The following is a 22,839-nucleotide window of genomic DNA, read 5'->3' on the forward strand; positions in this document are numbered from 1 at the left end:
AACTCCCTATAATGCGCCTCCACTGACACGGAACAACGGCACACACGCCGCCGGGTCAGCAGAGAAAAGCGAAATTAATCGCTTGACTCTGAAGCGGGAAAGCGTAATATGCACACCCCGCGCCGCAGCGAAAAGCGAAGCGGCACTGCTCTTTAACAATTTATCAGACAATCTGTGTGGGCACTCAAAGTGACATGGATTCTTAACGTCGCAAGACGAAAAATGAATACCAAGTCTCTGAGTGAACATACGTAATTCATTACGAAGTTTAATTCACGAGCATCAAACTTAAATTGAAGAGTTTGATCATGGCTCAGATTGAACGCTGGCGGCAGGCCTAACACATGCAAGTCGAGCGGCAGCGGAAAGTAGCTTGCTACTTTGCCGGCGAGCGGCGGACGGGTGAGTAATGTCTGGGAAACTGCCTGATGGAGGGGGATAACTACTGGAAACGGTAGCTAATACCGCATAACGTCGCAAGACCAAAGAGGGGGACCTTCGGGCCTCTTGCCATCAGATGTGCCCAGATGGGATTAGCTAGTAGGTGGGGTAACGGCTCACCTAGGCGACGATCCCTAGCTGGTCTGAGAGGATGACCAGCCACACTGGAACTGAGACACGGTCCAGACTCCTACGGGAGGCAGCAGTGGGGAATATTGCACAATGGGCGCAAGCCTGATGCAGCCATGCCGCGTGTATGAAGAAGGCCTTCGGGTTGTAAAGTACTTTCAGCGGGGAGGAAGGTGCTGAGGTTAATAACCTCAGCAATTGACGTTACCCGCAGAAGAAGCACCGGCTAACTCCGTGCCAGCAGCCGCGGTAATACGGAGGGTGCAAGCGTTAATCGGAATTACTGGGCGTAAAGCGCACGCAGGCGGTCTGTCAAGTCGGATGTGAAATCCCCGGGCTCAACCTGGGAACTGCATTCGAAACTGGCAGGCTAGAGTCTTGTAGAGGGGGGTAGAATTCCAGGTGTAGCGGTGAAATGCGTAGAGATCTGGAGGAATACCGGTGGCGAAGGCGGCCCCCTGGACAAAGACTGACGCTCAGGTGCGAAAGCGTGGGGAGCAAACAGGATTAGATACCCTGGTAGTCCACGCCGTAAACGATGTCGACTTGGAGGTTGTGCCCTTGAGGCGTGGCTTCCGGAGCTAACGCGTTAAGTCGACCGCCTGGGGAGTACGGCCGCAAGGTTAAAACTCAAATGAATTGACGGGGGCCCGCACAAGCGGTGGAGCATGTGGTTTAATTCGATGCAACGCGAAGAACCTTACCTACTCTTGACATCCAGAGAACTTAGCAGAGATGCTTTGGTGCCTTCGGGAACTCTGAGACAGGTGCTGCATGGCTGTCGTCAGCTCGTGTTGTGAAATGTTGGGTTAAGTCCCGCAACGAGCGCAACCCTTATCCTTTGTTGCCAGCGGTCCGGCCGGGAACTCAAAGGAGACTGCCAGTGATAAACTGGAGGAAGGTGGGGATGACGTCAAGTCATCATGGCCCTTACGAGTAGGGCTACACACGTGCTACAATGGCGCATACAAAGAGAAGCGACCTCGCGAGAGCAAGCGGACCTCATAAAGTGCGTCGTAGTCCGGATTGGAGTCTGCAACTCGACTCCATGAAGTCGGAATCGCTAGTAATCGTAGATCAGAATGCTACGGTGAATACGTTCCCGGGCCTTGTACACACCGCCCGTCACACCATGGGAGTGGGTTGCAAAAGAAGTAGGTAGCTTAACCTTCGGGAGGGCGCTTACCACTTTGTGATTCATGACTGGGGTGAAGTCGTAACAAGGTAACCGTAGGGGAACCTGCGGTTGGATCACCTCCTTACCTTAAAGAACCTGCCTTTGTAGTGTCCACACAGATTGTCTGATGAAAAGTAAATAGCAAGGCGTCTTGCGATTGAGACTTACACGTCCCCTTCGTCTAGAGGCCCAGGACACCGCCCTTTCACGGCGGTAACAGGGGTTCGAATCCCCTAGGGGACGCCACTTGCTGGTTCGTGAGTGAAAGTCACCTGCCGTCATATCTCAAAACTCATCTTCGGGTGACGTTTGAGATATTTGCTCTTTAAAAATCTGGATCAAGCTGAAAATTGAAACGACACATCTTAAATGGTGTGTTCGAGTCTCTCAAATTTTCGCAAGTCGATGATGAATCGAAAGAAACATCTTCGGGTTGTGAGGTTAAGCGACTAAGCGTACACGGTGGATGCCCTGGCAGTCAGAGGCGATGAAGGACGTGCTAATCTGCGAAAAGCGCCGGCGAGGTGATATGAACCTTTGACCCGGCGATGTCCGAATGGGGAAACTCAGTGCAATTCGTTGCACTATCGTTAACTGAATACATAGGTTAACGAGGCGAACCGGGGGAACTGAAACATCTAAGTACCCCGAGGAAAAGAAATCAACCGAGATTCCCCCAGTAGCGGCGAGCGAACGGGGAGCAGCCCAGAGTCTGAATCAGCTTGTGTGTTAGTGGAAGCGTCTGGAAAGTCGCACGGTACAGGGTGACAGTCCCGTACACGAAAGCACACAGGCTGTGAACTCGAAGAGTAGGGCGGGACACGTGGTATCCTGTCTGAATATGGGGGGACCATCCTCCAAGGCTAAATACTCCTGACTGACCGATAGTGAACCAGTACCGTAAGGGAAAGGCGAAAAGAACCCCGGCGAGGGGAGTGAAAAAGAACCTGAAACCGTGTACGTACAAGCAGTGGGAGCACCTTCGTGGTGTGACTGCGTACCTTTTGTATAATGGGTCAGCGACTTATATTCTGTAGCAAGGTTAACCGTATAGGGGAGCCGAAGGGAAACCGAGTCTTAACTGGGCGTTAAGTTGCAGGGTATAGACCCGAAACCCGGTGATCTAGCCATGGGCAGGTTGAAGGTTGGGTAACACTAACTGGAGGACCGAACCGACTAATGTTGAAAAATTAGCGGATGACTTGTGGCTGGGGGTGAAAGGCCAATCAAACCGGGAGATAGCTGGTTCTCCCCGAAAGCTATTTAGGTAGCGCCTCGTGAACTCATCTTCGGGGGTAGAGCACTGTTTCGGCTAGGGGGCCATCCCGGCTTACCAACCCGATGCAAACTACGAATACCGAAGAATGTTATCACGGGAGACACACGGCGGGTGCTAACGTCCGTCGTGAAGAGGGAAACAACCCAGACCGCCAGCTAAGGTCCCAAAGTCATGGTTAAGTGGGAAACGATGTGGGAAGGCACAGACAGCCAGGATGTTGGCTTAGAAGCAGCCATCATTTAAAGAAAGCGTAATAGCTCACTGGTCGAGTCGGCCTGCGCGGAAGATGTAACGGGGCTAAACCATGCACCGAAGCTGCGGCAGCGACGCGTATGCGTTGTTGGGTAGGGGAGCGTTCTGTAAGCCGTTGAAGGTGTGCTGTGAGGCATGCTGGAGGTATCAGAAGTGCGAATGCTGACATAAGTAACGATAAAGCGGGTGAAAAGCCCGCTCGCCGGAAGACCAAGGGTTCCTGTCCAACGTTAATCGGGGCAGGGTGAGTCGACCCCTAAGGCGAGGCCGAAAGGCGTAGTCGATGGGAAACAGGTTAATATTCCTGTACTTGGTGTTACTGCGAAGGGGGGACGGAGAAGGCTATGTTAGCCGGGCGACGGTTGTCCCGGTTTAAGCATGTAGGCGGAGGTTCCAGGTAAATCCGGTACCTTTTAACGCTGAGGTGTGACGACGAGGCACTACGGTGCTGAAGTAACAAATGCCCTGCTTCCAGGAAAAGCCTCTAAGCATCAGGTAACACGAAATCGTACCCCAAACCGACACAGGTGGTCAGGTAGAGAATACCAAGGCGCTTGAGAGAACTCGGGTGAAGGAACTAGGCAAAATGGTGCCGTAACTTCGGGAGAAGGCACGCTGATATGTAGGTGAAGCCCCTGCGGGTGGAGCTGAAATCAGTCGAAGATACCAGCTGGCTGCAACTGTTTATTAAAAACACAGCACTGTGCAAACACGAAAGTGGACGTATACGGTGTGACGCCTGCCCGGTGCCGGAAGGTTAATTGATGGGGTTAGCGGCAACGCGAAGCTCTTGATCGAAGCCCCGGTAAACGGCGGCCGTAACTATAACGGTCCTAAGGTAGCGAAATTCCTTGTCGGGTAAGTTCCGACCTGCACGAATGGCGTAATGATGGCCAGGCTGTCTCCACCCGAGACTCAGTGAAATTGAACTCGCTGTGAAGATGCAGTGTACCCGCGGCAAGACGGAAAGACCCCGTGAACCTTTACTATAGCTTGACACTGAACACTGGTCCTTGATGTGTAGGATAGGTGGGAGGCTTTGAAGCGTGGACGCCAGTCTGCGTGGAGCCGTCCTTGAAATACCACCCTTTAATGGCTGGTGTTCTAACGTAGACCCGTGATCCGGGTTGCGGACAGTGTCTGGTGGGTAGTTTGACTGGGGCGGTCTCCTCCCAAAGAGTAACGGAGGAGCACGAAGGTTAGCTAATCCTGGTCGGACATCAGGAGGTTAGTGCAATGGCATAAGCTAGCTTGACTGCGAGAGTGACGGCTCGAGCAGGTGCGAAAGCAGGTCATAGTGATCCGGTGGTTCTGAATGGAAGGGCCATCGCTCAACGGATAAAAGGTACTCCGGGGATAACAGGCTGATACCGCCCAAGAGTTCATATCGACGGCGGTGTTTGGCACCTCGATGTCGGCTCATCACATCCTGGGGCTGAAGTAGGTCCCAAGGGTATGGCTGTTCGCCATTTAAAGTGGTACGCGAGCTGGGTTTAGAACGTCGTGAGACAGTTCGGTCCCTATCTGCCGTGGGCGCTGGAGAATTGAGGGGGGCTGCTCCTAGTACGAGAGGACCGGAGTGGACGCATCACTGGTGTTCGGGTTGTCATGCCAATGGCACTGCCCGGTAGCTAAATGCGGAAAAGATAAGTGCTGAAAGCATCTAAGCACGAAACTTGCCCCGAGATGAGTTCTCCCTGACCCTTTAAGGGTCCTGAAGGAACGTTGAAGACGACGACGTTGATAGGTCGGGTGTGTAAGCGCAGCGATGCGTTGAGCTAACCGATACTAATGAACCGTGAGGCTTAACCTTACAACGCCGAAGCTGTTTCGGCGAAGAGACGACACAATCAAATTTCAGCCTGATACAGATTAACAGAATTTGCCTGGCGGCTTTAGCGCGGTGGTCCCACCTGACCCCATGCCGAACTCAGAAGTGAAACGCCGTAGCGCCGATGGTAGTGTGGGGTCTCCCCATGCGAGAGTAGGGAACTGCCAGGCATCAAATTAAGTAGAGAGGCCATCCGAAAGGATGGCCTTTTTGCGTTTTAGCATCACAGAGATTTGTAGGCCGGGTAGGGCGAAACCGCCACCCGGTAAGTCAGATCGCACTCCACTCCACTATAAACTCCGCAATCCCTTCCACATCATTTAAATCCAGCGTCGGAACTTCAAGCGGCAATACAACATCACTGGCCACCGCAATCACATGCTCATCCAGCGTTAATTCGCTGAAATCATGCCCGGCATCGCTTCTGAACAGTAGGATCTTAGGCACTGCCTCATGCTTAAATCCCTCAACCAGCACCAGATCCAGCGTGGTATGATCCATCCGGCTGACCAGATAAGCGAGATCCAGCGGCGCCTCATCCGGCGTTTCTGTCATCAGCGCCCAGCGTTGAGTACTTGCCACCATCGTTTGCGCTGCACCCGCTTTACGCAATGCATAGCTATCTTTGCCCGGTCTATCGACATCCATATTATGATGGGTGTGCTTAATCAATCCTGGACGGATACCTCTGGCACAAAGCGCAGGAATGAGCTTTTTCAGCAGCGTGGTTTTTCCGGTCCCACTCCAGGCGGAAATGGCGACAACAGGTATCATCTTTTCTCCTGCATCATCTGCAAATCGTCAGGCGTATTCACATTCACAAAAGCTGATTTTAAATCGCTAAAATCAACGGGATGACCGCCAGACTCGCGCATAAAAGCCATCACCCTGCGCTCTCCCGCAGCCAGATAGGACTGCAGGGCTGGCGCCAGGGATCGGTGCATCAATGCGATAGCAGGATGATCACGCTCGCCGTCATGTACCCAAACCACAGGAACCGTACCCCGAAGCAGCAACAAACGTTCGACAAGACAGGACGGAATAAACGGGGTATCGCAGGGACAGAAGATGAACCACTCTCCGTGAGACTGTTGCATGACCGAAAGCATACCAGCCAGCGGTCCCGGGTAATCCTCAAGGATATCCTGGTAAACGGCGTACCCGCTGAGCTGGTAAGTGTCGATATGCCGGTTAGCACTGATGACCATTGTCGACACCTGGCCTGCGAGCGTATCAGCGACACATTGCCATAAGGGTTTGCCGTTCAGGCGTTGAAGCCCCTTATCTTTTCCCCCCATTCGCGTCGCTCTGCCACCTGCCAGAACGACCCCAATGATTTCCTGGCTAAGATTCACGAATATCGCCTCTTTTATTGTGGGATTGACCCTGCTAACGTGTCACTCTAAATGAAAGGAGCACCACCATGAAATGTAAACGTCTGAATGAAGTTATTGAACTCCTCCAGCCCGCCTGGCAAAAAGAGCCAGAGCTAAATCTGATGCAATTTTTACAGAAACTGGCGAAAGAGTCAGGTTTTGACGGCGAACTGGCAGACCTTTCTGACGACATCCTGATCTACCACCTTAAAATGCGTGACTCTGCCAAAGATGCTGTTATTCCGGGTATTCAGAAGGATTATGAGGAAGATTTTAAGACCGCATTACTGCGCGCCCGAGGCGTAATTAAAGAGTAAAAGCTTGTAAGCGGCGGCACCGAAATCGCCACAAGATGATATCCTGAATCATTCGTATAATTTCCGGATGATCGGATGAACGACCAGGCTTTTACTTTCCAGACATTACACCCGGACACCATTATGAATTCCCTGTTTGAACAGGGTATTCGGGTGGACTCCGGGCTAACCCCGTTAAACAGCTACGAAAACCGCGTCTATCAATTCCAGGACGAGGATCGTCAGCGCTTCGTCGTAAAGTTCTATCGTCCAGAACGCTGGTCCGCAGAACAAATTCAGGAAGAGCATCAGTTTGCTCACGATCTGCTGGATGACGATGTTCCCGTTGCCGCGCCGCTAAAATTCAATAATCAAACGCTCCTCACGCACGAAGGGTTTTACTACGCTGTATTCCCGAGCCTGGGTGGCCGCCAGTTTGAAGCGGATAATATCGATCAGATGGAGTGGGTTGCCCGCTATCTTGGGCGCATACACCAGACGGGACGCAAAAAAGTCTTTATTGCCCGCCCGACTATCGGAATTCAGGAATACCTTCTTGAGCCACGCGAAATATTCGAAACGTCTGCCATGATCCCCACTGCGTTAAAGGATGATTTCCTCAACGCCACCGATAAGCTCATTGCAGCTGTTAAAACCTGCTGGCGTGACGATATTTCCGTCCTGCGCCTGCATGGCGATTGTCATGCCGGAAATATCCTCTGGCGTGATGGCCCGCTGTTTGTCGATCTCGATGATGCGCGTATGGGGCCCGCGGTTCAGGACCTGTGGATGCTGCTCAATGGCGACAAAGCCGAGCAACGCATGCAGCTTGAAACCATTATTGAAGCTTATGAAGAATTTAGCCCGTTTAATTCAGACGAAATTGCCCTGATTGAGCCTTTACGTGCGATGCGTTTTGTTTATTATCTCGCATGGTTAATCAGGCGTTGGGACGATCCCGCATTTCCCCGGAATTTCCCGTGGCTTACCGGAGAGGATTACTGGCGTAGCCAGATATCTACATTTACTGAGCAGGTCAAGGTTCTTCAGGAACCCCCTCTGCAATTAACGCCGATGTATTAATTGGACACACCCAGGAGAGAGTTAATCATGAAAAAAATTTGGCTGGCGCTGGCAGGTATGATTCTGGCATTTAGCGCTTCTGCTGCGCAGTTTACCGACGGCAAACAGTACACCACGCTGGACAAACCGGTCGCTGGCGAGCCACAGGTTCTGGAGTTTTTCTCGTTCTACTGCCCACACTGCTATCAGTTCGAGCAGGTGCTGCATGTTTCGGATAGCGTAAAGAAAAAGCTGCCAGAAGGCACCAAAATGACCAAGTACCACGTCGAGTTCCTGGGCCCATTGGGTAAAGACCTGACCCAGGCGTGGGCGGTTGCGATGGCACTGGGCGTGGAAGATAAGATCACTGCGCCAATGTTTGAAGCCGTACAGAAAACCCAGACCGTTCAGACCACTGCGGATATCCGTAAAGTGTTCGTTGATGCCGGCGTGAAAGGTGAAGAGTATGACGCTGCATGGAACAGCTTTGTGGTGAAATCTCTGGTTGCTCAGCAGGAAAAAGCGGCTGCTGACCTCCAGCTTCAGGGCGTTCCGGCGATGTTTGTTAACGGCAAATACCAGCTGAACATGCAGGGCATGGACACCAGCAGCATGGATATCTTCGTACAGCAGTATGCAGATACCGTGAAATACCTGGTTGAGAAGAAGTAATTTCGCTGATGTAAAAACGCCGGTCACTGACCGGCGTTTTTGTATAAAGATTTAATATTGTCTATCTGTTCGTCTTTCTCTTTCCAGAGCGTATTAAGCCACTGCTGGAAACGACGCTTGAAACTCTTATCGTTAACGTAATCACCGTGCAGCCCGGCATCTATCGGGACCAGATCGACACGCACAACAATGCGCGTCAGTTTGCCGCTGAGCATATCGTAGAACGGCGTCTTATCGTTTTCCGGATAGCAGAGCGTGACGTTCAGGAGTTTATCGAACTGCGATCCCAGCACGTTAAGCGCCATCGCAATACCCGCAGCCTTTGGCGGCAGCAAATGCTGGTAAGGAGAGCGGGTTTGTTGGTGCTTCTCCTCCGTAAATCGGGAGCCTTCAACAAAGTTTACGATGGTCGTAGGATGCGCGCGAAACTTTTCGCAGGAACGGCGTGTGGTCTCCACATCTTTGCCGCGACGCTCGGGATGACGAATCAAATAGCTGCGCGAATAGCGTTTCATAAACGGCATATCAAGCGCCCAGCAGGCCAGCCCGATAAAAGGCACCCAGGCGAGCTGCTGTTTCAGAAAGTATTTGTTCATCGGGATGTGTTTGCGAAAAAGTACGCATAACACCACGATGTCCGCCCAGCTGTGGTGATTGCAAATCAGCAGATACCAGTTCTTCTTGCTAAGACTCTCCAGCCCTTTGATATCCCACTTCAGATGCGGGTTCAGGCACAGCAGGATCGCCAGTCCTTCGCACCAGCAGTACATCATGAAATTACAAAATGCGGACACGGCTCGCCACACCACAGGGACAGGCAACAGCAGTTTAACGATCCCGGCGATAATGATCGGCACAGAGCAGGCGACAGTCACCAGGATAGTTAAAATGATGCTTAACAGTAATGTTATTGCAGCGAGCAATCTCGACATGATGAGCTTTTTCAAATGGTTAGCTGTAAGTGAGCGGCCGGCTATTCGACGCTGGGCGCTGATTTTACCAGAAAACGGACAAATTAATGGCGCTTTCATGTGATGATTTGGCCGCTTTTACCCTGCCGTAGACGATTTCACTGTGATTCCGCGCTTATCAAGGCTTATATCCACATAGACTAAATTGCCATCGGTTGGCCATATAGATAAGATCTAAGGTGATAACAGCATGATAATTAAGATCTAAAAATTAACTCATATGTATTTTTTACGTCTGTTATTCATATGAAGTGAAAATATGCACAAACTTATCCACAGTTTGATTTTTGCGAGCGATCCTCACGATCGCAAAATCTTTTCCTGTATCTGGTGCTAATACCTGATGTTTTCATCCTTCTGTGGCATCCTTTACCCATAAATTGATTAAAGGCACGGACATTATGGTTCAGATCCCAGAAAACCCTCTTATTCTCGTCGATGGCTCTTCTTACCTGTATCGGGCATACCATGCGTTTCCTCCTCTGACCAATAGCGCAGGGGAACCTACCGGCGCAATGTACGGCGTGCTGAACATGCTGCGCAGCCTGATCCTTCAGTATCAGCCAACCCATGCGGCTGTAGTCTTTGATGCGAAAGGTAAAACTTTCCGCGATGAGCTGTTTGAGCATTACAAATCTCACCGTCCGCCAATGCCTGACGATCTGCGCGCGCAGATTGAGCCGCTGCATACCATGGTAAAAGCGATGGGGCTGCCGCTGCTGGCCGTCTCTGGCGTTGAGGCTGATGACGTTATCGGCACGCTGGCGCGTGAAGCAGAAAAGATGGGTCGTCCTGTGCTGATCAGCACCGGTGATAAAGATATGGCGCAACTGGTGACGCCAGGCATCACCCTGATTAACACCATGACCAACACCATTCTGGGGCCAGAAGAAGTGGTCACAAAGTATGGCGTGCCGCCTGAGCTGATTATCGACTTCCTCGCGTTGATGGGCGATTCCTCGGATAACATCCCGGGTGTCCCTGGCGTCGGTGAAAAAACCGCGCAGGCGCTGCTCCAGGGGCTGGGTGGTCTGGATACGCTCTACGCGGAGCCAGACAAAATCGCCGGGCTCTCCTTCCGTGGCGCAAAAACCATGGCCGGAAAACTGGAAGAGAACAAAGAGGTGGCTTATCTCTCCTATAAGCTGGCCACAATCAAAACCGATGTCGAACTGGAGCTGGGCTGTGAGCAGCTTGAAGTGCAACAGCCTTCCGCTGACGATCTGCTGAGCCTGTTTAAGAAATACGAATTCAAGCGCTGGACCGCTGACGTGGAAGCCGGTAAATGGCTGCAGGCGAAAGGGGCTAAACCTGCTGCAAAGCCGAAGGAGACAATCGTAGTTGACGCAGAAGAGCAGGCGGAAGAAGAAGCCGTGGCGCTTTCCTTCGACAACTACGAAACCATTCTTGAAGAGTCACGGCTGATCGCCTGGATCGATAAACTGAAAAAGGCGCCGGTCTTCGCCTTTGATACCGAAACCGACAGCCTCGATAACATCTCTGCCAATATGGTTGGCCTGTCATTTGCGACAGAGCCGGGTATTGCCGCCTACGTCCCTGTGGCGCACGATTACCTGGATGCGCCGGAGCAGATCTCCCGTGAACGCGTGCTCGAACTGCTGAAGCCGATCCTGGAAGACGAAAAGGCGCTCAAGGTTGGGCAAAACCTCAAGTACGACCGAGGCATTCTGCAAAATTACGGCATTGAACTGCGCGGGATTGCCTTCGACACCATGCTTGAATCCTACATTCTGGACAGCGTCGCGGGCCGCCATGATATGGATTCCTTATCTGACCGCTGGCTCAAGCACAAAACGATCACCTTTGAAGAGATTGCCGGTAAAGGGAAAAATCAGCTCACCTTCAACCAGATCGCTCTGGAAGAAGCGGGGCGCTACGCGGCGGAAGACGCTGATGTCACGCTGCAGCTGCACCTGAAGATGTGGCCAAAACTGCAGAAGCATGAAGGTCCGCTGAACGTGTTCCAGCATATCGAGATGCCGCTGGTGCCCGTGCTATCCCGCATTGAACGCAACGGCGTGAAGATTGACCCAACGGTGCTGCATAACCACTCCGGGGAGCTGGCGCAGCGTTTGACCGAGCTCGAGCAAAAAGCGCATGAGCTTGCAGGCGAGCCGTTTAACCTCTCTTCACCGAAGCAGCTGCAAACCATTCTGTTTGAAAAGCAGGGCATCAAGCCGCTGAAGAAGACCCCTGGCGGCGCGCCTTCAACCTCTGAAGAGGTGCTGGAAGAGCTGGCGCTGGATTACCCGCTGCCAAAAGTGATTCTGCAGTACCGTGGCCTCGCGAAGCTGAAGTCTACCTACACCGACAAGCTCCCGCTGATGATCAACCCGAAAACGGGTCGTGTGCACACGTCGTACCATCAGGCTGTTGCGGCGACCGGTCGTCTCTCATCAACCGACCCCAACCTGCAGAACATCCCGGTACGTAACGAAGAAGGCCGCCGTATTCGCCAGGCTTTCATCGCACCAGAGGATTATCTGATTGTCTCTGCTGACTACTCGCAAATCGAACTGCGCATTATGGCGCATCTGTCCCGCGACAAAGGCCTCCTGACCGCGTTTGCCGAAGGAAAGGATATCCACCGGGCAACCGCGGCGGAAGTCTTCGGCTTGCCGCTGGACAGCGTGACCAACGAGCAGCGCCGCAGTGCTAAGGCGATCAACTTCGGTCTGATTTACGGCATGAGCGCATTTGGTCTTTCGCGCCAGCTCAACATTCCACGCAAAGAGTCGCAGAAGTATATGGATCTCTATTTCGAGCGTTATCCGGGGGTGTTGGAATATATGGAACGCACCCGCGCGCAGGCGAAGGAAAAAGGTTACGTCGAAACCCTGGATGGCCGCCGTCTCTACCTACCGGACATCAAATCCAGCAACGCGGCGCGTCGCGCTGGCGCAGAGCGTGCGGCGATCAACGCCCCGATGCAGGGTACCGCGGCGGACATTATTAAGCGTGCAATGATCGCCGTTGATGCCTGGCTGGAAAAAGAGAAGCCTCGCGTGAAAATGATCATGCAGGTACACGATGAACTGGTATTTGAAGTGCACAAAGACGACCTCGACGCCGTGTCGAAGAAGATCCACGAACTGATGGAAAGCAGCATGACGCTCGACGTGCCGTTGCTGGTGGAAGTGGGAAGTGGAGAAAACTGGGATCAGGCTCACTAACGGTTCTTCGCATAACGCGCTTTTTATGTAAGTTTGCAACATAACAACGCGCGTTTTGTGACAATCATTAGAATTCCCTATGTAAAGAATGAAAAAAAACTACAAAAAGTGCTTTTTCTGCAGCACAAAAAGGGGTAGAGTTGTCGGCGTAGGGTACAGAGGTAAGATGTTCTATCTTTCAGACCTTTTACTTCACGTAATCGGATTTGGCTGAATATTTTAGCCGCCCCAGTCAGTAATGACTGGGGCGTTTTTTATTGCGGCAAAGAAAAATTCAGGCAAAAAAAACGCGGCTATCGCCGCGCTCGGTATTACTCTTCTTCCGCTTCCGTCGCGGGTTCCAGCTCGCTAAACCAGGCGTCGAGTTTCTGACGCAGCTTGTCTACGCCCTGCTTTTTCAGCGAGGAGAACGGCTCAACCTGCACATCACCGTTGAACGCAAGCACCGCTTCGCGAACCATATTCACCTGCGCTTTGCGCGCGCCGCTCGCCAGCTTATCGGCTTTCGTCAGCAGCACCAGCACGGCGATATCGCTTGCTACAGCCCAGTCGATCATCTGCTGATCCAGATCTTTCAGGGGATGACGAATATCCATCAGCACCACCAGGCCTTTCAGGCACATGCGTTTTTCCAGGTATTCACCCAGCGCACGCTGCCACTTGATTTTCATCTCTTCCGGTACCTGCGCGTAACCGTAGCCCGGTAAGTCGACCAGGCGTTTGCCCTCTGCGACTTCAAACAGGTTGATCAGCTGGGTACGGCCAGGTGTTTTTGAGGTGCGCGCCAGGCTCTTCTGATTGGTCAGCGTATTCAGGGCGCTGGATTTCCCCGCATTGGAGCGGCCAGCAAATGCCACTTCAATACCGGTATCAGAAGGAAGGTGGCGAATATCGGGCGCACTGGTGACAAAATGCGTCTGTTGGTAGTTCCAGGTAGTCACGTGGTCGTCTCCAAAATCGTAATCTGAAGGGGATTATACCCGAATGCAGGCAAAAGGCTTTTCTGATTGCTATGAGCAGTAGACGAATGCCACAACCGGTGTGAGAGATCGGCCAGTAATGCTATGCGAGATTTCAGAGAATTCGCAGGCGTAAAAAAATTCAAACTGTTTTAAATCATAAGCTTATTTCCAGGTAATTATCTGAAAATCCCTTTTTGTACCGTTTCGTTGCTTGTTAGTTTAACCGAACAAGGTAAAGTGTGCGTCAGGGCGAGGAAGCCAACAGGAAATCGACTTAAGGATGAGGGTCAGGAGCGCCAGGAGGCGAAGACGCAGGATTGTCAGGATGACCAGCGCCTGGAGGCGTTTTTTACAGGAAATGGAACCGTATCACGGACGGTATTAGCCAAGGGATAAACAGGGTTTGTTGTTGGCAAACACGGAATGTCTGACCCGCTAAGGGTTGTGAGTCAGGAAAAAAGGCGACAGATTGCTCTGTCGCCTTTTTTCTTTGCTTGCTTTCTGCTAGATTTCGCCGCAATTCTATACTGAAGAAAACGACTTAAAGATAAAACATCATGAAAAAACCAACCTCCGCTGCAGGCGCGAAACGCCCTGTAAAAGCACGCCGCAAAACGCGCGAAGAACTGAACCAGGAAGCGCGCGATCGCAAACGCGATAAAAAACATCGCGGTCATGCTGCGGGTAGCCGTGCCAACGGTGGTGGTGCAGCGGGTGCTTCTGCAAAAGGCAAACAGCAGAAAGACCCTCGTATCGGCAGTAAAACTCCCATTCCACTGGGCGTGACAGACACCCCGGTCACTAAGCAGCACAAACCAAAGAGCGAGAAACCTATGCTTTCACCGCAGGCTGAGCTGGATTTGCTGGAGAACGATGAGCGCCTGGACGCGCTGCTGGAACGTCTTGAAGAGGGTGAAACCCTGACCGCTGAAGAGCAGTCATGGGTGGATGCCAAACTGGATCGTATCGATGAACTGATGCAGAAGCTGGGCCTGTCATACGACGATGACGAAGATGAAGAAGAAGACGAGAAGCAGGAAGATATGATGCGTCTTCTGAAGGGTGGAAACTAACATTTGCACCCGGCAGGCACGATAGTCCTGCTTATAACCCTTCCGGTTATATGTTATCTGGTGTGGTTATTCGTTAAACTACGGCGGTTGTCGCGGCGACAGAAGTGGCTGCGCACCCGAATGATGGCCCGCGATGGGGCCAGAACGGGCCGCCGTATACGAACGCGACACCAACGGAAGGAGTGAGCATGTCAGCACCAACTATCGACTGGGATTTGGCCCTAATCCAGAAATATAACTATTCCGGGCCGCGTTATACTTCATACCCCACCGCGCTGGAGTTCTCCGATGCCTTCGGCGAGGCTGATTTCCAGCAGGCTGTCGCGCGCTATCCTGAGCGTCCGCTTTCGCTCTACGTCCATATTCCGTTCTGCCACAAGCTCTGCTACTTCTGCGGGTGCAATAAAATCGTTACCCGTCAGCAGCACAAAGCCGACCAGTATCTTGATGCGCTCGAACAAGAAATTGTGCATCGCTCGCCGCTGTTTGCTGGCCGTCACGTCAGCCAGCTTCACTGGGGCGGCGGTACGCCAACCTATCTGAATAAAGCGCAAATAAGCCGCCTGATGACCCTGCTGCGCGGCAATTTCAGTTTTAACGCCGACGCTGAAATCTCGATCGAAGTCGATCCGCGTGAAATTGAGCTCGATGTACTGGATCACTTACGCGCCGAAGGCTTCAATCGTCTGAGCATGGGCGTGCAGGATTTCAATAAAGAGGTTCAGCGTCTGGTGAACCGCGAGCAGGACGAAGAATTTATCTTTGCCTTACTCAATCACGCGCGTGAGATTGGTTTCACCTCGACCAATATTGACCTGATATACGGCCTGCCAAAGCAGACGCCGGAAAGCTTCGCCTTCACCCTGAAGCGCGTGGCCGAACTCAACCCGGACCGCCTGAGCGTCTTTAACTATGCGCATCTGCCGACGCTCTTTGCCGCTCAGCGCAAAATAAAAGATGCCGATCTTCCTTCTGCCCAGCAGAAGCTGGATATTCTGCAGGAAACCATTACCTCGCTGACCGAAACCGGCTATCAGTTTATCGGGATGGATCACTTTGCTCGTCCGGATGACGAGCTGGCGATTGCTCAGCGTGAAGGCGTTCTGCACCGTAACTTCCAGGGCTACACAACCCAGGGCGATACCGATTTGCTGGGGATGGGCGTCTCTGCTATCAGCATGATTGGTGACTGTTACGCGCAGAATCAGAAAGAGCTGAAGCTTTACTATCAGCAGGTTGATGAAACGGGCAACGCGCTGTGGCGAGGCATCGCGTTAACGCGCGACGACTGCATCCGGCGCGATGTGATTAAGGCGCTAATCTGCAACTTCCGTCTCGATTTCAGCGACGTTGAGTCGCAGTGGGATCTGCACTTCAGCGATTATTTTGCGGAAGACCTGAAGCTGATTGCACCGCTGGCGAAAGACGGGCTGGTGGATGTGTCGGAGAACGCGATTGAGGTCACGCCGAAAGGGCGTCTGTTGATCCGTAATATCTGCATGTGCTTTGACGCGTATCTGCGTCAGAAAGCGCGACTGCAGCAGTTCTCGCGGGTGATTTAAGGCGCATTGCCAAAAGCACTAAACGTAGGCCGGGTAAGGCGAAGCCGCCACCCGGCTTTTACGTTCAACTCGCTAGCTAAACAGCCCAACCAGCGCCGCACACAACATAGCCGCAACGGCTGTTTGTGGCGTGTGGCTTTCAGCGGCTCCGCTAGAGAGCATATTCACGATTGTTTCCAGCATGATGTTCACCCCCAATTTCCGGGCACGATCATACAAAACTCATCGGAACAGTAAAGCGCAAAATAACGGCAATTTGCGCTCAATTAATAACCTTTACACAGCGGCGTGCGATCACTCCATTCCCAGCTCTTTAAGCTTGCGCGTCAGGGTATTACGTCCCCATCCCAGCAGGCGAGCGGCTTCCTGCTTATGACCCTGCGTATGACGAAGCGCGGTAGTTAACAGCGTACGCTCCATCTCTGGCTGAGCTTCAGACAGCAGATTTTGATGACCGGAACGCAGCGCACGGTCGGCCCACTGCGCCAGAAGCGTCGCCCAGCTGTCCGGCAGCGCGTGCCCGGTACTGCTTTCAGGCGCGGTCGCTTCAAACAGCTCGGCCGGTAAATCCTGAATCAGCACCTCCTGCCCGGCAGCCATCACGGTTAACCAGCGGCAGGTATTTTCCAGCTGACGCACGTTGCCCGGCCACGCGAGACGCGTCAGAGCGGCATCGGTTTCCGGGTGAAGCTGCTTGGCTTCCACACCCAGCTCGCGGGCGGCTACCTGCAGAAAATGGCGTGCCAGGCGGGGAATATCTTCCCGACGCTCACGCAGCGGCGGCAGATGAACGCGGATGACGTTCAGACGGTGGAATAAATCCTCACGGAATTTTCCTTCCTGAACGCGTTGCTCCAGGTTCTGGTGGGTCGCGGCGATAATACGCACGTCCACCTTCACAGGCGCATAGCCGCCCACGCGATAAAACTGCCCGTCGGCCAGCACGCGCAGCAGGCGGGTCTGGACATCCAGCGGCATATCGCCGATCTCATCCAGGAACAGCGTACCGCCGTCAGCCTGTTCAAACCGCCCCTGGCGAATGGTATTGGCGCCGGTGAATGCCCCTTTTTCATGGCCGAACAGTTCGGACTCAATCAAATCCTTCGGGATCGCCGCCATATTCAGGGCGATGAACGGCGCTTTTGCCCGCGGGCTGTGGCGGTGCAATGCATGCGCCACAAGCTCTTTACCGGTTCCCGACTCACCGTTAATCAATACGCTGATGGACGAGCGGGACAAACGACCGATAATGCGAAACACGTCCTGCATCGCCGGCGCTTCGCCGATGATATCTGTCGTTGGCCCAAAATCGGGCGCGTGGCGCGGCTGTTGCTGCTCCTGATAATGGCTAATCGCGCGCTCAACCAGCGCCACCGCTTCGTCGATATCAAACGGTTTGGGCAGGTAATCGAACGCCCCTTGTTGATAGGCGCTCACTGCGGCATCCAGATCGGAGTGCGCGGTCATTATGATGACCGGAAGCATAGGGTGGCGTTGTTTGATCTGCTTTAACAGCGCCAGCCCGTCCATGCCCGGCATACGAATATCCGAAAGCAGAACATCTGGCGTTTTGGTGGTGAGTGCGTCGAGCACTTCGCTGCCGCTCTCAAACGTCGTGCAGCTTAATCCTGCCCCTGTGAGCGCGCGTTCAAGCACCCAACGGATGGAGCTATCGTCATCGACTACCCAGACTATCCCTCGTTGCATAAACGTCACCTTTATTTTTTAATCGGCAGGAAAACCGAAAACTCGGTATGTCCCGGCCAACTGGTAAATTCAATTTTCCCGGAGTGTTGATCGATCAAACTGCGGGCAATGGATAAGCCCAGGCCGGTTCCGCCTTCGCGACCGCTTACCATCGGGTAGAACAGGGTGTCCTGCAAATGCGATGGAATGCCGGGCCCGTTATCCTCAACGTCGATTCGGGCGGCCAGCCGGTAGCGCACGCCGTGTAACGTGAGCTGGAAGGCGGTGCGGGTGCGTAAAATAATCTCACCGCCTTCAGGCCCCAGCGCCTGCAGGGCATTACGCACAATATTCAACAGGACCTGCTCAATCTGGTCCGGGTCATGGGCCAGTTCCGGCAGGCTTGGGTCGTAATCACGTACTAGCGTGACGTTCTCTGGCAGCTCCATTGAGACGAGCTTCACCACCCGCTCAGCCACTTTATGGATGCTTTCCGTGACGTGCATTCCCGGCTGCTGCGGACCGAGAAGACGGTCTACCAGATTCCGCAGACGGTCCGCCTGCTCAATGATGACGTTGGTATATTCCGCCAGCGCGGGATCGGGCAGCGCCTTGGTCAGAAGCTGCGCCGCGCCGCGTAATCCACCCAGCGGGTTTTTGATTTCATGCGCCAGACCGCGCACCAGATCACGGGCGGCAATCTGCTGCGCATGCTGAAGCTGCTCCTGGCTAAGTCGACGCTGATTATCCATCGGCGCCATTTCCAGCAGGATCAGACCATCGGGAAGACGTTGCGCGGTTAACGACAGAATGTGCGAGCGCCCGTCGATCACCAGCGTGACTTCGTTATCGGTAAACCCCTGGCCAGCCTGCAAACTTTCCTGCATCAGGCCAATATTCAGCGAAAAATAGCTCAGGAGTTCAGGAAGCGGGGTGCCGAACAGTTTACGTGCGCTTTGGGCGAGCAGCTGCTGCGCGGCCGGGTTGGCGTAATGAACGGCCAGCTCGTCATCGACCAGCAATATGCTGTTAATCAAAGAATTGAGGATCTGCCCAGCATCGGGCAGCGTGCCAGTTGCCATTCAGCAGTCTCCTGGAGTCGTTTGCACTAATTTAGTGCAGTATAGCGTTTTCGGCGTAAAAAGCGCGTGAGATCAGGTTGTTGGTGGAGAAAAAAGCCCATCCGGAGATGGGCTAAAAGTTTCCACGGCAACTACCCCCGGCGTTTATCACGCCGGGTAAAACAACTTTTATTAAACGCTGTAGTACAGTTCGAACTCAACCGGGTGTGGAGTCATACGCACGCGGTCGTTCTCTTCCATACGCAGGGCGATGTAAGCATCGATAGCGTCGTCAGTGAATACGCCACCTGCAGTCAGGAACTCGCGGTCTGCGTCCAGCGCCTGCAGGGCTTCTTCCAGAGAGCCAGCAACCTGTGGGATCTCTTTCGCTTCTTCTGGCGGCAGGTCGTACAGGTTTTTGTCCATCGCTTCGCCCGGGTGGATCTTGTTCTTGATACCGTCCAGACCGGCCATCAGCAGTGCTGCGAAGCACAGGTATGGGTTAGCCGCTGGGTCCGGGAAGCGAACTTCGATACGACGCGCTTTAGGAGAAGCCACCACCGGGATACGGATAGAAGCAGAACGGTTACGTGCAGAGTAGGCCAGCATCACTGGCGCTTCGTAGCCCGGGACCAGACGCTTGTAGGAGTTCGTAGTTGGGTTCGCCAGGGCGTTGATCGCTTTAGCGTGTTTGATAACACCACCGATGTAATACAGCGCCTGCTCGGACAGACCGGCATATTTGTCGCCAGAGAACAGGTTGGTACCGTTCTTGGACAGAGACATGTGGCAGTGCATACCGGAACCGTTATCGCCAAACATTGGTTTTGGCATGAAGGTCGCGGTTTTACCGAAACGGTGCGCAACGTTGTGCACAACGTATTTGTAGATCTGAATTTCGTCCGCTTTTTTGGTCATGGTGTTGAAGCGGGTTGCCACTTCGTTCTGACCAGCAGTAGCCACTTCGTGGTGGTGAGCTTCAACAACCAGACCCATCTCTTCCATCACCAGACACATAGTGGAACGAATGTCCTGTGCAGAGTCGACCGGAGGAACCGGGAAGTAACCGCCTTTCACGCCAGGACGGTGACCTTTGTTACCGCCTTCGTATTTGGTGGAGGAGTTCCATGCACCTTCGATGTCGTCGATAGCCACGTGGGAGCCAGAAATAGAGGCACCGAAGCGGATGTCATCGAACAGGAAGAATTCTGGCTCTGGCCCGAACAGAACGGTGTCTGCGATGCCGGTAGAACGCAGGTACTCTTCAGCGCGTTTCGCGATAGAACGTGGGTCGCGGTCGTAGCCCTGCAGCGTGCCTGGCTCGAGGATGTCGCAACGGATGATCAGGGTTGGTTCTTCGAAGAACGGATCAATGACCGCAGTGGTCGCGTCTGGCATCAGAACCATGTCGGATTCGTTAATGCCTTTCCAGCCACCAATGGAGGAGCCGTCAAACATTTTGCCTTCTTCAAAGAATTCGGCGTTCACCTGATGAGCAGGGATTGTGACGTGCTGTTCTTTACCTTTGGTATCGGTGAAGCGCAGATCAACAAACTTCACTTCATGTTCGTTCAGCATCGTCAAAACGTGTTCAGCGGACATACTTAACTCTCCAGATTGGTCATTGTCGTCGTGGTAACGAGGTCTTCAATTTCTGTTTGTACTGGCTGATGCCATGTATTTTTTATAAAGCGAAATCTGTGCCAACTTTTAAATCACCCCAAAAAGGCGTTATCATGCGCACCATAGTGCAAAAGGGCTGCACCACAATGGATTTGTTGCACCAGTATAGTGCTTCAATGTGAACATTGAGCACCATATTGGTGCAATTTACGTTAAAGTGCCCTTTTACCGCTCCGTGAAAGCGATCACAAAGCATCTCTGCGATACTTGTTTGCGGGGGATGTTTGTGATCCTGTTTTGTAGTGCGATTAATCCGTGTACAATAACGCGCTATTTCTAAATGCCTGAGGCAAAGTTGTGATCGAAAATTTGCGTAACATCGCCATCATCGCGCACGTAGACCATGGTAAAACTACCCTGGTCGACAAGCTGCTGCAGCAATCCGGTACGTTTGATGCGCGTGCCGAAACCCAAGAACGCGTGATGGACTCCAACGATTTGGAGAAAGAGCGTGGGATTACCATCCTCGCGAAAAACACCGCGATTAAATGGAATGACTACCGTATCAACATCGTTGATACCCCAGGGCACGCCGACTTCGGTGGCGAAGTTGAACGTGTAATGTCCATGGTAGACTCCGTTCTGCTGGTCGTTGACGCAATGGATGGCCCAATGCCACAGACGCGCTTCGTGACCAAAAAAGCTTTTGCCCATGGTCTGAAGCCAATCGTTGTTATCAACAAAGTTGACCGCCCTGGCGCGCGTCCTGACTGGGTTGTTGACCAGGTCTTCGACCTGTTCGTTAACCTCGACGCGACCGACGAGCAGCTGGACTTCCCTATCGTTTACGCATCTGCGCTGAACGGTATCGCAGGTCTGGACCACGAAGACATGGCTGAAGACATGACCCCGCTGTATCAGGCGATTGTTGACCGTGTTCCTGCACCAAACGTCGATCTCGACGGCACCCTGCAGATGCAGATCTCTCAGCTCGACTACAACAACTACGTTGGCGTAATCGGCATTGGTCGTATCAAGCGCGGTAAAGTGAAGCCTAACCAGCAGGTTACTATCATCGATAGCGAAGGCAAAACCCGTAACGGTAAAGTCGGTAAAGTACTGACTCACCTGGGTCTTGAGCGTATCGAGAGTGACGTTGCGGAAGCGGGCGACATCATCGCTATCACCGGTCTGGGTGAACTGAACATCTCCGACACCATCTGCGATCCGCAGAACGTCGAAGCGCTGCCAGCCCTGTCCGTTGATGAACCAACCGTATCCATGTTCTTCAACGTCAACACCTCTCCGTTCTGTGGTAAAGAAGGTAAATTCGTTACCTCTCGTCAGATCCTTGACCGCCTGAACAAAGAGCTGGTGCACAACGTTGCGCTGCGCGTTGAAGAAACCGAAGATGCTGATGCATTCCGCGTTTCTGGTCGTGGCGAGCTGCACCTGTCTGTTCTGATTGAGAACATGCGTCGTGAAGGTTTCGAAATGGCGGTTTCCCGTCCGAAAGTAATCTTCCGCGAGATCGACGGCCGTAAACAAGAGCCATTCGAAAACGTAACGCTGGACGTTGAAGAGCAGCATCAGGGTTCTGTGATGCAGGCTCTGGGTGAGCGTAAAGGCGACCTGAAAAACATGAATCCAGATGGCAAAGGCCGCGTACGTCTCGACTACGTGATCCCAAGCCGTGGCCTGATCGGCTTCCGTTCTGAGTTCATGACCATGACCTCCGGTACCGGCCTGCTGTACTCCACCTTCAGCCACTACGACGACGTTCGTCCGGGCGAAGTGGGCCAGCGTAACAACGGCGTACTGATCTCCAACGGTCAGGGTAAAGCTGTTGCGTTTGCGCTGTTCGGTCTGCAGGATCGCGGTAAGCTGTTCCTGGGTCACGGTGCTGAAGTTTATGAAGGCCAGATCATCGGTATTCACAGTCGTTCTAACGACCTGACCGTAAACTGCCTGACCGGTAAGAAACTGACCAACATGCGTGCGTCCGGTACTGACGAAGCAACGGTTCTGGTTCCACCGATCAAGATGACTCTGGAGCAGGCTCTGGAATTCATCGATGATGATGAACTGGTAGAAGTGACTCCACAGTCAATTCGTATCCGTAAACGTCACCTGACCGAGAACGATCGTAAACGTGCTATGCGCGGTGCGAAAGAAGACTAATACGGTTAATC

Annotated in this window: 17 protein-coding genes, 1 tRNA gene and 3 rRNA genes; 13 read left to right on the plus strand and 8 right to left on the minus strand. The window is 53.0% G+C overall.

Going from position 1 to position 22,839, the window contains the following annotated elements:
- Nucleotides 1–290: 290 nt before the first annotated feature.
- The 4 genes from AC1VYI_RS01515 (at nt 291) to rrf (ending at nt 5,279) form a co-directional block, all read left to right on the plus strand.
- Nucleotides 291–1,832 (plus strand): 16S ribosomal RNA (locus AC1VYI_RS01515).
- 85 nt (nt 1,833–1,917) lie between these two features.
- A tRNA-Glu gene (locus AC1VYI_RS01520) sits at nt 1,918–1,993 on the plus strand.
- Between the two features lie 193 nt (nt 1,994–2,186).
- Nucleotides 2,187–5,091 (plus strand): 23S ribosomal RNA (locus tag AC1VYI_RS01525).
- A 72-nt stretch (nt 5,092–5,163) separates the two neighbouring features.
- Nucleotides 5,164–5,279, plus strand: a 5S ribosomal RNA gene (gene rrf, locus AC1VYI_RS01530).
- Together the 16S, 23S and 5S rRNA genes with 1 tRNA gene alongside form the textbook arrangement of a ribosomal RNA operon.
- A gap of 100 nt (nt 5,280–5,379) precedes the next feature.
- On the opposite strand, the gene mobB is transcribed toward rrf, so the two are convergent.
- Both mobB and mobA read right to left on the minus strand, forming a co-directional pair.
- On the minus strand, nt 5,380–5,883 hold the full coding sequence (gene mobB / locus AC1VYI_RS01535; RefSeq protein WP_045405302.1) for a molybdopterin-guanine dinucleotide biosynthesis protein MobB: 504 nt from the start codon (nt 5,881–5,883) through the stop codon (nt 5,380–5,382).
- A complete protein-coding gene (mobA, locus tag AC1VYI_RS01540; protein WP_063408680.1) occupies nt 5,880–6,464 on the minus strand; it encodes a molybdenum cofactor guanylyltransferase MobA in 585 nt (194 codons plus the stop codon). Before mobA ends, mobB begins: the two co-directional genes overlap by 4 nt.
- Before the next feature lie 68 nt (nt 6,465–6,532).
- Here mobA and AC1VYI_RS01545 point away from each other — a divergent pair, with 68 nt between their 5' ends.
- The 3 genes from AC1VYI_RS01545 to dsbA all read left to right on the plus strand — a co-directional run bounded on the left by AC1VYI_RS01545 (nt 6,533) and on the right by dsbA (nt 8,515).
- Nucleotides 6,533–6,802 carry a YihD family protein gene (locus AC1VYI_RS01545; RefSeq protein ID WP_003861904.1) on the plus strand — a complete coding sequence of 90 codons (270 nt, stop codon included), beginning with the start codon at nt 6,533–6,535 and terminating at the stop codon, nt 6,800–6,802.
- A gap of 75 nt (nt 6,803–6,877) precedes the next feature.
- On the plus strand, nt 6,878–7,864 hold the full coding sequence (locus AC1VYI_RS01550; protein WP_134866995.1) for a serine/threonine protein kinase: 987 nt from the start codon (nt 6,878–6,880) through the stop codon (nt 7,862–7,864).
- Between the two features lie 27 nt (nt 7,865–7,891).
- Complete coding sequence (dsbA, locus tag AC1VYI_RS01555) at nt 7,892–8,515, plus strand: thiol:disulfide interchange protein DsbA (RefSeq protein WP_032662678.1); 624 nt, start codon at nt 7,892–7,894, stop codon at nt 8,513–8,515.
- Between the two features lie 23 nt (nt 8,516–8,538).
- On the opposite strand, the gene AC1VYI_RS01560 is transcribed toward dsbA, so the two are convergent.
- Nucleotides 8,539–9,390, minus strand: coding sequence for an acyltransferase (locus AC1VYI_RS01560; RefSeq protein ID WP_231106821.1), 852 nt, complete (start codon nt 9,388–9,390; stop codon nt 8,539–8,541).
- Between AC1VYI_RS01560 and AC1VYI_RS01565 the strand changes: the two genes are divergently transcribed.
- The 3 genes from AC1VYI_RS01565 to spfP all read left to right on the plus strand — a co-directional run bounded on the left by AC1VYI_RS01565 (nt 9,287) and on the right by spfP (nt 12,894).
- Nucleotides 9,287–9,550: a hypothetical protein gene (locus AC1VYI_RS01565; protein WP_223825995.1), complete on the plus strand. Its 264-nt coding sequence runs from the start codon at nt 9,287–9,289 to the stop codon at nt 9,548–9,550. The two genes, AC1VYI_RS01560 and AC1VYI_RS01565, sit on opposite strands and share 104 nt — an antisense overlap.
- A 337-nt stretch (nt 9,551–9,887) precedes the next feature.
- A complete protein-coding gene (gene polA / locus AC1VYI_RS01570; protein WP_023309769.1) occupies nt 9,888–12,680 on the plus strand; it encodes a DNA polymerase I in 2,793 nt (930 codons plus the stop codon).
- A 166-nt stretch (nt 12,681–12,846) separates the two neighbouring features.
- Nucleotides 12,847–12,894 carry a small protein SpfP gene (gene spfP / locus AC1VYI_RS01575; RefSeq protein ID WP_071892919.1) on the plus strand — a complete coding sequence of 16 codons (48 nt, stop codon included), beginning with the start codon at nt 12,847–12,849 and terminating at the stop codon, nt 12,892–12,894.
- 97 nt (nt 12,895–12,991) lie between these two features.
- On the opposite strand, the gene yihA is transcribed toward spfP, so the two are convergent.
- Complete coding sequence (gene yihA / locus AC1VYI_RS01580) at nt 12,992–13,621, minus strand: ribosome biogenesis GTP-binding protein YihA/YsxC (RefSeq protein WP_047174088.1); 630 nt, start codon at nt 13,619–13,621, stop codon at nt 12,992–12,994.
- Between the two features lie 578 nt (nt 13,622–14,199).
- Between yihA and yihI the strand changes: the two genes are divergently transcribed.
- Nucleotides 14,200–14,715, plus strand: coding sequence for a Der GTPase-activating protein YihI (gene yihI / locus AC1VYI_RS01585; RefSeq protein WP_023309767.1), 516 nt, complete (start codon nt 14,200–14,202; stop codon nt 14,713–14,715).
- A gap of 188 nt (nt 14,716–14,903) precedes the next feature.
- Nucleotides 14,904–16,277, plus strand: a complete 1,374-nt coding sequence (hemN, locus tag AC1VYI_RS01590; RefSeq protein WP_047174089.1) for an oxygen-independent coproporphyrinogen III oxidase — start codon at nt 14,904–14,906, stop codon at nt 16,275–16,277.
- A 72-nt stretch (nt 16,278–16,349) separates the two neighbouring features.
- Here the strand turns inward: hemN and AC1VYI_RS01595 are convergent, their stop codons facing one another.
- The 4 genes from AC1VYI_RS01595 to glnA form a co-directional block, all read right to left on the minus strand.
- Nucleotides 16,350–16,460: a YshB family small membrane protein gene (locus tag AC1VYI_RS01595; RefSeq protein ID WP_023333898.1), complete on the minus strand. Its 111-nt coding sequence runs from the start codon at nt 16,458–16,460 to the stop codon at nt 16,350–16,352.
- 111 nt (nt 16,461–16,571) lie between these two features.
- Nucleotides 16,572–17,984, minus strand: coding sequence for a nitrogen regulation protein NR(I) (gene glnG, locus AC1VYI_RS01600; RefSeq protein ID WP_023309765.1), 1,413 nt, complete (start codon nt 17,982–17,984; stop codon nt 16,572–16,574).
- Between the two features lie 11 nt (nt 17,985–17,995).
- Nucleotides 17,996–19,045: a nitrogen regulation protein NR(II) gene (glnL, locus tag AC1VYI_RS01605; RefSeq protein WP_045355570.1), complete on the minus strand. Its 1,050-nt coding sequence runs from the start codon at nt 19,043–19,045 to the stop codon at nt 17,996–17,998.
- A 171-nt stretch (nt 19,046–19,216) separates the two neighbouring features.
- A complete protein-coding gene (gene glnA, locus AC1VYI_RS01610) occupies nt 19,217–20,626 on the minus strand; it encodes a glutamate--ammonia ligase (RefSeq protein ID WP_023309763.1) in 1,410 nt (469 codons plus the stop codon).
- A gap of 378 nt (nt 20,627–21,004) precedes the next feature.
- Here glnA and typA point away from each other — a divergent pair, with 378 nt between their 5' ends.
- The gene (gene typA, locus AC1VYI_RS01615; RefSeq protein ID WP_032639914.1) at nt 21,005–22,828 is read left to right on the plus strand and encodes a ribosome-dependent GTPase TypA; all 1,824 of its coding nucleotides are present in this window, start codon (nt 21,005–21,007) and stop codon (nt 22,826–22,828) included.
- Nucleotides 22,829–22,839 lie beyond the last annotated feature (11 nt).

Source organism: Enterobacter sp. QK-SA4, from assembly GCF_056856775.1.

Bases quoted from the DNA above. Each gene is read 5' to 3' on its own strand.
- mobB (WP_045405302.1), bottom strand. From the start codon at position 5,883: ATGATACCTGTTGTCGCCATTTCCGCCTGGAGTGGGACCGGAAAAACC.
- AC1VYI_RS01545 (WP_003861904.1), top strand. From the start codon at position 6,533: ATGAAATGTAAACGTCTGAATGAAGTTATTGAACTCCTCCAGCCCGCC.
- AC1VYI_RS01550 (WP_134866995.1), top strand. From the start codon at position 6,878: ATGAACGACCAGGCTTTTACTTTCCAGACATTACACCCGGACACCATT.
- dsbA (WP_032662678.1), top strand. From the start codon at position 7,892: ATGAAAAAAATTTGGCTGGCGCTGGCAGGTATGATTCTGGCATTTAGC.
- AC1VYI_RS01565 (WP_223825995.1), top strand. From the start codon at position 9,287: ATGAAATTACAAAATGCGGACACGGCTCGCCACACCACAGGGACAGGC.
- polA (WP_023309769.1), top strand. From the start codon at position 9,888: ATGGTTCAGATCCCAGAAAACCCTCTTATTCTCGTCGATGGCTCTTCT.
- yihI (WP_023309767.1), top strand. From the start codon at position 14,200: ATGAAAAAACCAACCTCCGCTGCAGGCGCGAAACGCCCTGTAAAAGCA.
- hemN (WP_047174089.1), top strand. From the start codon at position 14,904: ATGTCAGCACCAACTATCGACTGGGATTTGGCCCTAATCCAGAAATAT.
- AC1VYI_RS01595 (WP_023333898.1), bottom strand. From the start codon at position 16,460: ATGCTGGAAACAATCGTGAATATGCTCTCTAGCGGAGCCGCTGAAAGC.
- glnG (WP_023309765.1), bottom strand. From the start codon at position 17,984: ATGCAACGAGGGATAGTCTGGGTAGTCGATGACGATAGCTCCATCCGT.
- glnL (WP_045355570.1), bottom strand. From the start codon at position 19,045: ATGGCAACTGGCACGCTGCCCGATGCTGGGCAGATCCTCAATTCTTTG.
- glnA (WP_023309763.1), bottom strand. From the start codon at position 20,626: ATGTCCGCTGAACACGTTTTGACGATGCTGAACGAACATGAAGTGAAG.